At 72.9% G+C, this 13,189-nt stretch carries 10 protein-coding genes and 1 pseudogene; 6 read left to right on the top strand and 5 right to left on the bottom strand.

Going from position 1 to position 13,189, the window contains the following annotated elements; all coding sequences use genetic code 11:
• Window positions 1–12 precede the first annotated feature (12 nt).
• The 4 genes from AC2CJA_RS15955 to AC2CJA_RS15940 form a co-directional block, all read right to left on the bottom strand.
• Complete coding sequence (locus AC2CJA_RS15955; protein ID WP_484603371.1) at window positions 13–738, bottom strand: response regulator transcription factor; 726 nt, start codon at window positions 736–738, stop codon at window positions 13–15.
• A gap of 257 nt (window positions 739–995) precedes the next feature.
• Window positions 996–2,849 (bottom strand): outer membrane protein assembly factor BamB family protein, encoded by a 1,854-nt coding sequence (locus AC2CJA_RS15950; protein ID WP_484603370.1) that lies wholly within the window; start codon window positions 2,847–2,849, stop codon window positions 996–998.
• 253 nt (window positions 2,850–3,102) lie between these two features.
• Complete coding sequence (locus AC2CJA_RS15945; RefSeq protein ID WP_484603369.1) at window positions 3,103–4,935, bottom strand: ABC-F family ATP-binding cassette domain-containing protein; 1,833 nt, start codon at window positions 4,933–4,935, stop codon at window positions 3,103–3,105.
• 469 nt (window positions 4,936–5,404) lie between these two features.
• A complete protein-coding gene (locus AC2CJA_RS15940) occupies window positions 5,405–7,027 on the bottom strand; it encodes a penicillin-binding transpeptidase domain-containing protein (RefSeq protein ID WP_484603368.1) in 1,623 nt (540 codons plus the stop codon).
• A gap of 482 nt (window positions 7,028–7,509) precedes the next feature.
• On the opposite strand from AC2CJA_RS15940, the gene AC2CJA_RS15935 reads away from it, so the two are divergent.
• Together AC2CJA_RS15935 and AC2CJA_RS15930 are read left to right on the top strand one after the other, a co-directional pair.
• Window positions 7,510–7,749 carry a hypothetical protein gene (locus AC2CJA_RS15935; protein ID WP_484603367.1) on the top strand — a complete coding sequence of 80 codons (240 nt, stop codon included), beginning with the start codon at window positions 7,510–7,512 and terminating at the stop codon, window positions 7,747–7,749.
• Between the two features lie 369 nt (window positions 7,750–8,118).
• Window positions 8,119–8,514, top strand: a complete 396-nt coding sequence (locus tag AC2CJA_RS15930; RefSeq protein WP_484603366.1) for a hypothetical protein — start codon at window positions 8,119–8,121, stop codon at window positions 8,512–8,514.
• A gap of 122 nt (window positions 8,515–8,636) precedes the next feature.
• On the opposite strand, the gene AC2CJA_RS15925 is transcribed toward AC2CJA_RS15930, so the two are convergent.
• A complete protein-coding gene (locus AC2CJA_RS15925) occupies window positions 8,637–10,409 on the bottom strand; it encodes a dolichyl-phosphate-mannose--protein mannosyltransferase (protein WP_484603365.1) in 1,773 nt (590 codons plus the stop codon).
• A gap of 94 nt (window positions 10,410–10,503) precedes the next feature.
• Here AC2CJA_RS15925 and rsmI point away from each other — a divergent pair, with 94 nt between their 5' ends.
• The 4 genes and pseudogenes from rsmI to AC2CJA_RS15905 all read left to right on the top strand — a co-directional run.
• Window positions 10,504–11,355 carry a 16S rRNA (cytidine(1402)-2'-O)-methyltransferase gene (rsmI, locus tag AC2CJA_RS15920; RefSeq protein ID WP_484603364.1) on the top strand — a complete coding sequence of 284 codons (852 nt, stop codon included), beginning with the start codon at window positions 10,504–10,506 and terminating at the stop codon, window positions 11,353–11,355.
• Between the two features lie 113 nt (window positions 11,356–11,468).
• Window positions 11,469–11,732, top strand: a complete 264-nt coding sequence (locus tag AC2CJA_RS15915) for a hypothetical protein (RefSeq protein ID WP_484603363.1) — start codon at window positions 11,469–11,471, stop codon at window positions 11,730–11,732.
• Window positions 11,733–11,889: 157 nt separating this feature from the next.
• On the top strand, window positions 11,890–12,720 hold the full coding sequence (locus AC2CJA_RS15910) for a TatD family hydrolase (RefSeq protein WP_484603362.1): 831 nt from the start codon (window positions 11,890–11,892) through the stop codon (window positions 12,718–12,720).
• A 130-nt stretch (window positions 12,721–12,850) separates the two neighbouring features.
• A pseudogene (locus tag AC2CJA_RS15905) lies at window positions 12,851–13,189 on the top strand (hypothetical protein); the annotation flags it as partial.

Below are 13,189 nucleotides of genomic sequence, written 5' to 3'. Positions count from 1 at the left end.
GGGCCGGGCGCGTCAGCCCGGCCCCGCACCCTGTTCCCCACCCCGTTCCGCGCCGCTGTGCCCGCCGGCCCGGGAACCGGCCGCCCGGTCCAGCAGCCCGGTGCGGGCCGCCAGCGCCGCCGCCTCCAGCCGGGAGCCGACCCCGAGCTTCATCAGCACCCGCTGCACATGGGTACGGGCCGTGCTGGGCGCGATCCCCATGCCCACCGCGATCGCCCGGGTGTCCTCCCCCTCCGCCACCCGCACCAGCACCTCCGCCTCGCGCGGGGTGAGCATCCGCAGCAGCCTGACGCCCTCGTCGTCCGGCTCGGCCCTCGGGTTGAGCAGTTCCGCGAAAGCGCCCCGCAGCAACTGCGGCGCCACCGCCGCCTCTCCGGCCCTCGCCCTGACCATGCCGCGCTCGACACCCTCGATCCGCTCGTCGTTCCGTATGTAGCCCGACGCTCCCGCCGCGAACGCCGCCGCTATCCCCCGCGGGCTGGGTACCGGGCCCAGCACCACCACGGCGGTCTGCGGCCGTTCCCGCCTGATCCTGGCCACGGGGGCGAACGTCCCGGGCTCGGCGGGCGAGGCCGTGCCCCACAGGCACACCTCGGGAGCCCTGCTGACCACCAGTTCCGCCGCCCCCGCGGCCGGCGCGGCGGCCGCGAGCACCCGGTGCCCGCGCAACTTCAGCGCCGAGGCGAGCGCCTCGGCGTGCAGACGGTGGTCGTCGACCACCATGAGCCGCACGGTCATCTACACCCCTGTCGTTCCGCCGGCCCCGTACCGGGGCAGGGCCGGGCCGTGCCCCGTACGGCCCTCCGAGCCGCCCGGCTCCGTCTTGCCCACGGAAGCTACACGCTCCCCCGGCATCCCGCGTCCCTTCCGGCAAGAACCCGCGGGAACTCCCGCGGACCCACGCGAGCGGCCCCGCGTCCCCCCACGGGGAGGGGCGCGGGGCCGGGGCGCCGGCGGCGGGCCGGCGGGAGAGGCCGGAAAAGAGCCGCGGAACCTCAGTTGTAGGCGGCTATCGCCATGTCGCTCAGACCGGCCGAGGCGTAGAACCTGTGGTTCACCAGGAAGAAGTGGCCGTCTTTCCAGAACGGGTGCACATCGGAACCGGTGGCCATGTCGTACTCCTTCCTCACCCCACTCGCCGGCAGCTTCATCCGCGGGGACGGCTCGCCGGTCCCCGGGGCGAGCGTGACGACCTGCCCCGGCTTGTCATGGCCGGGCAGCTCGTAGGCGAGCAGCGAGCCGTCCTCCACGGCGATCGGGACGACCCGGCCGCCCGAGGTCGGCTCCCCCAGCCACTTCGGCTTCCCGGTGGTGAGGTCGAAGGCGATGATCTCGCTGGTCTGCCCGTATCCGCCGCCCTGGTGCGGCTTCGAGGAGATGTACATGGTCTCGCCGTCCACCACCGTGCCGGGGCAGTTGCTGAGCGTGATGCCCCGGCAGCCCATGTCGTGGCGCTCCTTGTTGATGGAGATCTTGTCCTGGAGCTTGCCACTGTCCGAGAGGATCATCACATCGGTGATGTCGATACTGGACTCACCGCCGGCGTTGACGCCGAGGACCAGGGGATCGGTGGACAGGACCTTGCGGACCTCGATGCCGTCGGGGACGTCCCACTGCCACTTCTTCTTGCCGCCCGGACCCACTCCCTGGACCTTCTGCGAACCGCCGAAGCCGCACTCCAGCTTGGCGACGAGCTGGCCGCCACCGGAGTAGCCGCGGTCCCTGCACTCGGCTCCCTCCTCCTGCTGCCACAGTTCCTTGCCGGTCGGCAGGTCGTAACCGACGGCGTTGCCGATCCAGGCCGCCGCGGCGATGTCACCGCTGACGGCCATCTCCGTGTAGCCGAACTCCGAGGAGCCGTCTCGCTTGGACGGCAGCTCCTTGTTCCACAGCTTCTTGCCCGCGGCCAGGTCGATGCCCATGACGAACTCGCAGCGCCGGCCGTACTGGACCACGGTCCTGTTCTCGGACATCTCGAAGGCGGCGGTGCAGTCCTTGGGGCGGGGCATGTCGATGGACCACGCCACCTTGCCGGTCTTCATCTCGTAGGCCGTGGTGGAACTCGTCGTGGTCTTGACGATGTTCCCGCCCACGAACCACGTGCCGGGCGTCTCCGCGATGATGTCCTGCTTGTCCACCTCGGGCGGGTCGACCGTCCAGGCGAGCTCGGCGTCGATCAGGCCCTTCTCCGCGCCGGAGCCACCGGAGTCGCCGGAGCCACCGGAGTCGCCGTCGGTGCCCCGGGTGGTGCCCTTGTCGCCCTTCCCGGCCTCGGTGCCGCCGTCGTCCTTGGCCAGGAACCAGACACCGCCGCCCGCCACGAGCAGGACCGCGACGACCGCGGCGACGACGGCCAGGATCCTGGCGTTCCTGCCACCGCCGCCGGGCGGCTGCGCGCCGCCGCCGTACATGGGCTGCGCCGGGTACTGGCCGTAGGCGGGGGCCTGGCCGTAGGCGGGGGCCTGCCCGTACACGGGAGGCTGGCCGTACGGCACCTGGCCGGGCTGCTGCGGATAGCCGTACGACGGCGGCTGACCGGGCGGGAACTGCGGTGCCTGGCCGAACTGACCGGGCTGCTGCGGATAGCCGTACGACGGCGGGCCCGGAGGCATCTGCTGCGGCTGGCCCGGCTGGAACGACTGCCCCGGCCGGTCCTGCTGGTCCGCCGGGGCCCGCGGCGACTTGGACAGCGGGGCCGGAGGAGGCGGGGGCTGTTCCCGCTCCGCCTCCTCCGGCTGCTCCTGCTTCCCGGACTGCTCGGGCTGTTCCGGCCGGTCGTCCGGCTGCTCCGGGGGCGGACCGAAGCCACCGGACGGCGGCTGACTTGGCGGCGGAGGCGGCTGCGACATGGGTTTCCTCATTCACGCGCGGACCGGTTGCCCAGCCCCTCGCCCCCCGTGGGGCAGGGCGAATCGGACATGGCCCGCCACTTCTCGGCTGTTGTCGGCCCTTGGCACCGATGGTCGGAAGGAAGATCTTTCTATCATCGGACACCCGGAACGCAGCCTCCGGTTCCCGCTCCGGGCCATCAGGCGGGACCGGCCCGCGACCCGGCCGTCACCGGCCGCCGGTGTCTCCCGCGCCGTCCCCCGCCGGTTCCGGTCAGCCCTCCTCGGCCAGTTCCAGCCAGCGCGTCTCCAACTCGTCCCGTTCCCCGGAGAGTTCGCGCAGTTCGGCGTCGAGCCCGGCGACCTTCTCGAAGTCGGTGGCGTGCTCGGCCATCTCGGCGTGCAGCACCGCCTGGCGCTCCTCGATCCGCTCCAGCCTGCGCTCGATGCGCTGCAACTCCTTCTGCGCCGCGCGCGAGAGGGCGGCGGACTTGGCCGCGGGCCTGTCGGCGGGCCGGGCCGCCTCCCCCGCCGGGGCCGCGGCCGGGGCGCCGGGCGCGGCGGTCGCCCGGCGCAGCCGCTCGCGGCGCTCCAGATACTCCTCCAGCCCGCGCGGCAGCATCCGCAGCGTGCCGTCACCCAGCAGCGCGTGCACCCGGTCCGTGGTCCGCTCCACGAAGTAGCGGTCGTGGGAGATGACGACCAGCGAGCCGGGCCAGCCGTCGAGCAGGTCCTCGAGCTGGGTCAGGGTCTCGATGTCCAGGTCGTTGGTCGGCTCGTCCATGAACAGCACGTTCGGCTCGTCCATCAGCAGCCGCAGCAGCTGGAGCCTGCGGCGCTCGCCGCCGGAGAGGTCCCCGACGGGCGTCCACTGCTTGTCCTTGCCGAAGCCGAAGCGCTCGCACAGCTGGGAGGCGCTCATCTCGCGCCCCTTGCCCAGGTCCACGCGCGAGCGGATCCGTTCCACGGCCTCCAGCACACGCCAGGCGGGGTCGAGTTCGGCGACCTCCTGGGAGAGGTAGGCCAGCCGCACCGTCCTGCCGACCTTGATCCGGCCGGCCGCCGGCTGCTTCTCGCCGCCGCTGTACGCGGCGTCCGCCAGCGCCCGCAGCAGCGAGGTCTTGCCGGCGCCGTTGACGCCGACCAGGCCGATCCGGTCGCCGGGGCCGAGCTGCCAGGTCAGGTGTTTGAGCAGCACCTTGGGCCCGGCCTGCACGGTCACGTCCTCCAGGTCGAAGACGGTCCTGCCCAGCCGGGAGTTCGCGAACTTCATCAGCTCGGCGCTGTCGCGCGGCGGCGGCACGTCGGCGATCAGCTCGTTGGCGGCCTCGACCCGGAAGCGGGGCTTGCTGGTGCGGGCGGGGGCGCCGCGCCGCAGCCAGGCCAGCTCCTTGCGGACCAGGTTCTGCCGCTTGGCCTCCTCGGTGGCCGCGATGCGCTCGCGCTCGGCGCGGGCGAAGACGTAGTCGCTGTATCCGCCCTCGTACTCGTGGACGGTGCCGCGCTGCACGTCCCACATCCGCGTGCACACCTGGTCCAGGAACCAGCGGTCGTGGGTGACGCAGACCAGCGCCGAGCGCCGGGCGCGCAGGTGCCCGGCGAGCCAGGCGATGCCCTCGACGTCGAGGTGGTTGGTGGGCTCGTCCAGCACGATCAGGTCCTGCTCGGCGATGAGCAGCTTCGCCAGCGCGATACGCCGCCGCTCGCCGCCGGACAGCGGGCCGATGACGGTGTCCAGGCCCTGCGGGAAGCCGGGCATGTCCAGGCCGCCGAAGAGCCCGGTGAGGATGTCGCGGACGCGGGCGTTCCCGGCCCACTCGTGGTCGGCCATGTCGCCGATGACCTCGTGCCGGACGGTGGCGGCCGGGTCGAGCGAGTCGTGCTGGGTGAGCACTCCCAGCCGCAGCCCGCCGGCATGGGTGACCCGGCCGTCGTCGGCGGGCTCCAGCTTCGCCAGGATGCGCACGAGGGTGGTCTTGCCGTCGCCGTTGCGCCCGACGACGCCGATCCGGTCCCCCTCGCTGACGCCGAGGGAGACGCCGTCCAGCAGCGCACGGGTGCCGTACACCTTGCCGACGGCTTCCAGATTGACGAGGTTCGTGGCCATGGGGCTCCCGCTGCCCGGCGCGCCGGGCTGGTGTGGTCTTCGGGTGGGCTGGTCAGCCTCTCAGCCTAGTGCCGCGTCAGCCAGGGTTCACCCCGCTCGCCGCCCTGGCACGCACGCTCGCCGCGTTGGCCGGAAGCCCAGGTAGGACAACTGCATGCGGCACTGGTCGACGCCCGGGTGCCCGCGCTCCCGGCCGCCCTCCCGCCGCCACGGCCCGCACACCACCGCGTGCGCCTCCCGCGGGACCGCCGGCCCAGTGCGACGGGCCGTTCCGGGCCGGGGCCGAGCGCGGGACCGGCCGTGCCTTTCGGGGCCGTACCGTACCGTTTCGCAACGGCTACGGAGAGATGTCCGTCACACGGGGTTCAGGGGCCACGCCCTCACCGGGCCCCTCCGGGCCTCCTCCCGCGGCGGGTACGGCCCGCGCGGTGCCTTCCGCTCGGGCCGTACGGGGTGCCGGATGCCGGGGTCAGCCGGCGGAGTCGAGCACCCGGCGGACGACCGGGCCCGCGTTCTTGCCGCCGTGGCCGGAGGAGAGGACGACCGCCGCGGCGGCCACGTCGCCCCGGTAGGCGGTGAACCAGGCGTTGGGCTTCTCCTGGCCGTCCACCTCGGCCGAGCCGGTCTTCGCGCCGATGTCGCCGCCGGCTCCGGCCATCGCCTCGGCCGCCGAGCCGCTGGTGGCCGTCAGCCGCATCAGCGAGCGCAGTTCCCGCGAGACGTCCGGGGAGAGGGTGCGCGGGGCCTTGGCCAGGCTGCGGCCGTCCACCTCGGGCGAGACGATGTACGGCTGGTGGAAGGCGCCGCTTTTCACCGTCGCCGACACCGAGGCCATGATCAGCGGGTTCGCCCTGACCCCGCCCTGCCCGATCAGCGAGGCGGCCATCGGCGCGTCGGACTGCACGGGCACGGAGCCGTCGAAGGTGGTGGTGCCGACCTGCCAGTTCAGCCCGATGCCGAAGACGTCGCGGGCCTGCTCGGTGAGGTCGTCGTCCGACAGCTTCCCGGCCCGGCTGATGAAGGCGGTGTTGCAGGAGGCGGCGAAGGACTGCGCGAAGGTGCCGCCGTCGATCTCGAACTTGTCGAGGTTGTGGAAGGGCCAGCCGCCGTACTCGAAGTACTTCGGGCAGGGGTGCTGCTTCGCGCTGGAGGCCAGGCCCTTCTCGATGAGCATCGACGCGGTGACGATCTTCATCGTGGAGCCGGGGGCGAGGGAGCCCCTGAGGGCGGTGTTGAAGCCCTGTGCCGGGGTGTTGGCGAACGCCAGGATCTCGCCGGTGCTGGCCTTCAGGGCGACGACGGATGCCTTGGGCCTGCCCGCGACGGCCCGGACGGCGGCCTTCTGCATCCTGGCGTCCAGCGTGGTCCTCAGCTCGCCCGGAGTGCCCTCGTCGAGCTGCTCGAGCGTCTTGACCCCCTTGCCGGCGGCGTCGACGATCCGGACCTGGAGACCGGGCTTTCCACCGGTCCTGCCGCCGAAGCGCTTGCGCAGGTCGGCCAGGGTCGCGGCCAGTTCGGGGTACTCCTCGGCCGTCAGCTCGGCGCCGTTGCGGTCCAGGGCCCTGATGGGCGGGGTCCCGGCCTCGGCGGTCTCCAGCCGCTGCCCGCCGGTGAGCGCGGGGTGGAGGACGGACGCCTCCCAGTCGACGACGGGCTCGCCGCTCCCGTCCTCGTGTACGACCGTCAGCTCCGACTCGTACGTCCAGGAGGCGGGCCCGTCCTCCTTGTCGTACTCCACCTCGGCCGTCACGGTGAACGGGACATCGGCGCCCGCGGCGGCGCCCGGTTCCAGACGCAGGTCCGAGGCCCGGAGGTCCTTCCGGAAACCGGTCAGGGCCTCGGTGGCGGCGGTCTCGTCGTCGGTCAGCGCGGCGGCCTCGCCGGCCTTCCCCTCCTGCCAGGCCTTCAGGAACCTCCCGGCGGTCTCGCGGACCTCCTCCGCCGAGGGCGGGCCCGTACCGGCCGACGGTTCGCCGGCCCTGCCGCCGGCCGCGCCGCTGTCGCCGACCAGGGTGTACGCCCCGAACCCGGCGGCTCCGACCACGGCGGTGAGGACCGCTCCGATCACCGCCACCTTCCGACCGTCACGCATGAGTCTCCCGAATCTCCGCCCCTGCCCCGGACCGGCACCGCCGGGGCCCGTGCGAAGAACCCTAGTGCCGCGTGGACGACACGGGCCGGGGCCAGGCGTCCGGACCGGAGTACGGCGGGCTCCGGGAAAAGGCGGCGGGCTTTCCCCGCACCACGGGAATAATTAGTATGCTTTTCCTAAGATAAACACCGAAGAAATGACTTCGATTGACCTCACATGGACCCGACGCCGCCCCAGTCACTCCTGTGGAAGCACAACCAACATCCCCCATCGTCGTTGTCACTGCGAAGCAGAAGGCCGATCCTCCTTCCGGCAATTAACGTCACGGGCCCGCGCCGCAGCCGGCGGCGCGGGCCCGTGGCACGGTCCGCGCGAAAAATATTCGCGGCGCGCGGCAAAGGTTGCACCGCACCGGGCCCACCAGTTCCTACTATTAAGCACGCAAGCCCGTGAAGCGGCTTCGTACATTGGAGGTACATGCCATGAAGATGAAGCGGACCGCCGCCGCCGCACTTTCCGCCGCCGCCCTGGTGATCAGCGGGGCCGGCGTTTCTCACGCCGAGGGGGGCGCCAAGTTCAGGAACGACGTGCGGATCCTTCCCTGCGTCAACCTGGAGCTGGCGAACGCCCCGGTCGCGTCGGCGGACACCAACAACCTCGACTGCTCCATCACCCACGTGGAGTCGACCAAGATCTCCGCCTACGACTCCTTCAGGGACTGAACGGGATCGCCGGATCTCCGGCGACACCCCTGAAAGGCCGCCCCGGCACTCCGGGGCGGCCTTTCAGCTTTGCGTGACACACTCGCGGAATGCAGCCAACAAAACACCCGCTTGGCGCAGTAGTGGCGCATAAGACCAGGTAGAGGCCCAGAAGCCCGCAGCCCGGGGTCACTTTCCACGGGACACGCAGAAACACGTAGGCGCGCAATCGGGGATTCATTGGGTTAATGTCGCCGACGTGGGGGCAACTCCCGCCTCTCCGGTGAACCGGCCGATCTCCGGCCGCCATCCGGAAACCGGTTATCCGGCCGCTCGGCGGCGGCCGAGGACACCGGAACCTTCCTTCTCTCGTCAAGGAGACAAGACAGCATGATGCTGAAGAAGACGCTCGTCGTTTCTTTCGCCGCCGCCATGGCCATCGCGGGTGGGGCCGCCAGCGCCCACGCCGGTGAGGCCAAGTTCGAGAACAGCGCGCAGATTCTGCCGTGCCCGAACCTGGAGGTCGTCAACCTCCCGATCCTCTCCAGCGACATCAACAACCTCGACTGCTCCCGGAACTCCAAGGAGGAGGTCGAGATCAAGAAGGTCGTGAAGGTCGAGAAGGACTCCGACATCCACGTCGCCCCGAAGCAGGAGCAGATCCAGGGCCAGGGTCAGGGCCAGGAGACCAAGCAGGGTCAGGGCCAGGAGACCGAGCAGGGTCAGGGCCAGAAGCAGGAAGGCGAGAACGAGAACAAGAACAAGAACGCCGTCAAGAAGCACTGAAGCGGCTGACGCCCAGCGTCGCACCGCCTCGGAACGCCGCCCGCCGGTCTCACCGGCGGGCGGCCGCCGTCTTTCGGTGGTTCCGCACCGGAGTCGCCGCCTCCGCGGCCCCGGCCCGGAAGTCAGATCCAGGTGTCCAGCCACATACGGGACTGCCAGGCCTCCTTGGGGATCTGCACCCCGGTGTAGAGCGGGTGGAAGTAGACGAAGTTCCACACGATCAGCAGGACGAGCACGCCCGCGGCCACCGCGCCCGCCGCCCGCCGCCGCTCCGCGCAGCCGGGCGGCCCGAGGACCGCGCCGATCGTCATCGCCAGCGCCAGGCACAGGAACGGCACGAAGACGACCGCGTAGAAGTAGAAGATCGTGCGCTCCTGGTACAGGAACCACGGCAGCCAGCCGGCGGCCACCCCGCACAGGATCGCGCCCGCGCGCCAGTCGCGCCGCAGCACCCAGCGGTACAGGCAGTACAACAGCGCGAAACAGGCCGCCCACCACAGCAGCGGGGTGCCCAGCGCGAGCACCTCGCGGGCGCAGCCGCCCTCCGCCGCGCAGCCGTTCTCGCCCCTCTCGGAGGACTCGTAGAAGTACGACACCGGGCGGGCGGTCACCAGCCAGCTCCAGGGGTGGGACTGGTAGGTGTGCTCGGAGGTCAGCCCCACGTGGAAGCTGTAGACCTCGCTCTCGTAGTGCCACAGGCTGCGCAGCGGCGCCGGGACCCAGGTCATGTCGAACTGGGGCAGGGGCAGCTTCAGGCCGGTGAGGGGGACGGGCAGCGACTCCGGCGACAGCCCCCGGCGGCCCTCCGCCCAGGTGCGGAAGTAGCCGTCCCGGCCGGCGAACCAGCTGGCCCAGGAGGCCACGTAGACGGCGACCGCGACCGGCACCAGGGAGAGGAAGGCGGGGGCCGCGTCCCGGCGCAGCACCGACAGGCGGGGGTGCCGGGCCCCGGCGGTGCGCCGGGAGGCGACGTCCCACAGGATCGTCAGGATCCCGAAGGCGGCCAGGACGTACAGGCCGCTCCACTTGGTCGCGCAGGCCAGTCCCAGGCAGACCCCGGCGGCCAGCCGCCAGGGGCGCGCGCCCAGGGCCAGCCGGTCGCCGGTGTCCGCGTCGGGCCGCCCGTCCGGCGGCAGGGCCGCGGCGAGCCGGGCACGTACGCGGTCACGGTCGATCAACAGGCATCCGAAGGCCGCCAGCACGAAGAACATCAGCACCAGGTCGAGCAGCGCGGTGCGGCTCATCACCAGGTGCAGGCCGTCCACGGCCAGCAGCAGTCCCGCCAGGCAGCCCAGGGCGGTGGAGCGCAGCAGCCGCCGTCCGATCCGGCAGACCATCAGCACCGACAGCGTGCCGAGCACCGCCATCATGAAGCGCCAGCCGAACGGCGTCAGGCCGAACGCCGCCTCACCCAGGGCGATGACCCACTTGCCCACGGGCGGGTGCACCACGTACGCGGCGGCCTCGCTCAGCGGAGCCGCCGCGGGGTCACCGAGGATCGTGTCGTTGGCCCCCTCGGGCCAGGTGCCCTCGTAGCCGAGCCGGTACAGGGCCCAGGCGTCCTTGGCGTAGTAGGTCTCGTCGAATATCACCGCGTGCGGCGAGCCGAGGTTCCAGAAGCGCAGGAGGCCGGCGAGGAGCGCGACGAGGACCGGGCCGCCCCACGCCGACCGGCGGCCCAGCAGCCTCGCGTCTTCCCCGTCCAGCCCGAACAGCCCCCACACCCGGCCGCGGCCGGGTTCCGGGTACGGCGGCACCAGCCGCTCCCTCGTGCCCGCCCGGGGCGGCGGGGCGTATCCGTAGCGCCGCAGCCGCCCGCGCCACGCCGGGGTCCGCTCCCCGGCGGGCTCCCCGTGCCGGGCCTGAGTCGCGGTGTCACTGGTCACGCGGGCCATCGTAGGGAACGGCCCTCCCGCGCGGCGCCGCGCACCGGGGGCCGGGAGGCGCCGCGCAGGCCCCGGCCCCCGCCGGAGCTGCGAGGATGGCGGGGTGAGCGGAACACTGGTACTGGCAGGCACACCCATCGGCGACACCGCCGACGCACCGCCCCGGCTGGCGGCCGAGCTGGAGGGGGCCGACATCGTCGCCGCCGAGGACACCCGGCGGCTGCGGCGGCTCACCCAGGCGCTGGAGGTGCGGATCTCCGGCCGGGTGGTGTCGTACTTCGAGGGCAACGAGGCCGCGCGCACCCCGGAGCTGGCCGACGCGCTGTCGGAGGGCTCCCGGGTGCTGCTGGTCACGGACGCGGGGATGCCGTCGGTCTCCGACCCCGGCTATCGGCTGGTGGCCGCCGCCGTCGAGCGCGGGATCAGGGTCACGGCCGTGCCCGGGCCGTCCGCCGTGCTGACCGCGCTGGCGCTGTCGGGGCTTCCGGTGGACCGGTTCTGCTTCGAGGGCTTCCCGCCGCGCAGGACCGGCGAGCGCCTGGCGCGGCTGCGCGAGGCCGCCGGGGAGCGCCGCACGCTGGTCTACTTCGAGGCCCCCCACCGGCTTGCCGCCGCGCTGGCCGCCATGGCCGAGGCCTTCGGGGCCGACCGCCGGGCCGCGGTGTGCCGGGAGCTGACCAAGACCTACGAGGAGGTGCGGCGCGGCACGCTGGGCGAACTGGCCGCCTGGGCGGAGGAGGGCGTGCGGGGCGAGATCACCGTCGTGGTCGAGGGCGCGCCCGCCGAGGCGCCCGGCGCGGTGGACCCCGCCGAGCTGGTGCGCCGGGTGGCGGTGCGCGAGGCCGCCGGGGAGCGCCGCAAGGAGGCCATCGCGGAGGTGGCGCGGGAGGCGGGACTGCCCAAGCGGAAGGTGTTCGACGCGGTGGTCGCGGCGAAGAACGCGGAAGCGGGCTGAGGTAGCCGGGCGGTGAGCGGGCGCCGCGGGGAAGGGGCGGAAGCGGACGGATGCGTGCATTTCCGGGCGGGAAGGAGTCCACTGGTAGGAAGGAGCACCAGGAGGAGGATCCCATGGACCCCAGGGACGCGACCGCCCGCGAGGAGTACTCCTTCGCCTGCCTGCGCTGCGGCCACGGCTGGGAGCGGGCCCATGAGATACGGCACCACACCGATCGCGACGGGCAGCCCTTCGTCACCTGCCACGATCCGGCGGACGGCGGGCAGGTGCCGTCGCCGCTGACGCGCCCGGTCTGCCCGAACTGCGAGTCGCACGTGGTGCGGATCATGCGGGCGGGCCGGGTGTACGAGGCGGAGCAGGCCCTGCCGCGGAGGTGACGCGGGGCGCCTGCCCGGGTGGGCGCCCCGGGGCCGCGCCGGCCGGAAGCCGGGGCAGGACCGACCGCATGCGGCTTCCGGCCGTCCGGCGATCGCACGCGCCGGGGCGCCTCGCCACCGGGCAAACCCTGACCGACGCGGCACTAGGATCGCGGGCATGGAGAAGTCCGCGCGGCCCGCACCGCCGCCCGTGCCGCTGAACGTGCCGGTCGCCGACTCGCACACCCACATCGACATGCAGGACGCCACGGTCGCGCGGACCGTCGCCGCGGCCGCGGCGGTCGGCGTGACGACCCTGGTGCAGGTCGGCTGCGACCTGGAGCGCTCACGCTGGTCGGCGCGGGTCGCCGCCGAGCACGACACGGTGTGGGCCGCCGTCGCCCTGCACCCCAACGAGGCGCCGCGGCTGGAGCGGGAGGGGGGCCGGAAGGCGCTGGACGCCGCCCTGGAGGAGATCGCCGAGCTGGCCGCGCGGCCGGAGGTGCTGGCCGTCGGCGAGAGCGGCCTGGACCACTTCCGCACGGGCGAGGAGGGCCGGGAGGCCCAGCGGTACTCCTTCCGCCGCCACATCGAGACCGCCAAGCTGCTGGGCAAGGCCCTGGTGATCCACGACCGGGACGCCCACGAGGACGTGCTGCGCGTCCTGGAGGAGGAGGGCGCACCCGAGCGGACGGTCTTCCACTGCTTCTCCGGCGACGCCGCGATGGCCGAGGTGTGCGCCGCGAACGGCTGGTTCATGTCCTTCGCCGGCAACGTCACCTTCAAGAACGCGCGGCCGCTGCGCGAGGCGCTGGCCGCCGCCCCTCCGGAGCTGCTGCTGGTGGAGACCGACGCGCCGTTCCTCACCCCCGCCCCGTACCGCGGGTTCCCCAACGCGCCGTACATGATCCCGTACACACTGCGTGCGATGGCCGAGGTCAAGGGGCTGGACGAGGACGCGCTCGCGGAGCACGTCGCGGCCAACACGGCCCGCGCGTTCGGCTACTGACAGGCGTGCGGCGGCGGGCACGCGGCGCGGTGGCCCGCTTTCGCGACACAGAGTAGTCGTACGACTTGGTGGAGCGACGGATGCTCCGCTAGGGTCCCGGCCCGCCACCAGGACCGCTTGGGAGTACGTCGTGAGCCATCCGCAGGGGATCCAGCAGTACGAGTACGCGTACCCCTCCGCGCCACCGCCGCATCAGCAGCCGTGGGAGCCGCACCGGCCGCGGGACTCGTGGGGGTACGGCGGCCGGGGGTACGGCGGACCGGGGTACGAGCGGGACCCGTACGACGCCCACCGGCCCTCCTGTGAACTCCACGGCGAGCCGTACGGCGCGTACGGAGACCTCGGCACGTACGGGCCGTCCGGGGCGCCCCCGCTCCCGGAACCCCCGGCGTACCACCCGGAGTCCCCCGAGTCCCCCGAGCGTTCCGGGGCCTTCGGCCCCGCGCGGAGGGGGGGCGGGCCGCCCCAC

It is taken from the genome of Streptomyces sp. ATLC9, from assembly GCF_057196705.1.
The sequence above is the reverse complement of the archived record's forward strand: the minus strand, read 5'-3'. Positions and strand labels throughout refer to the sequence as shown.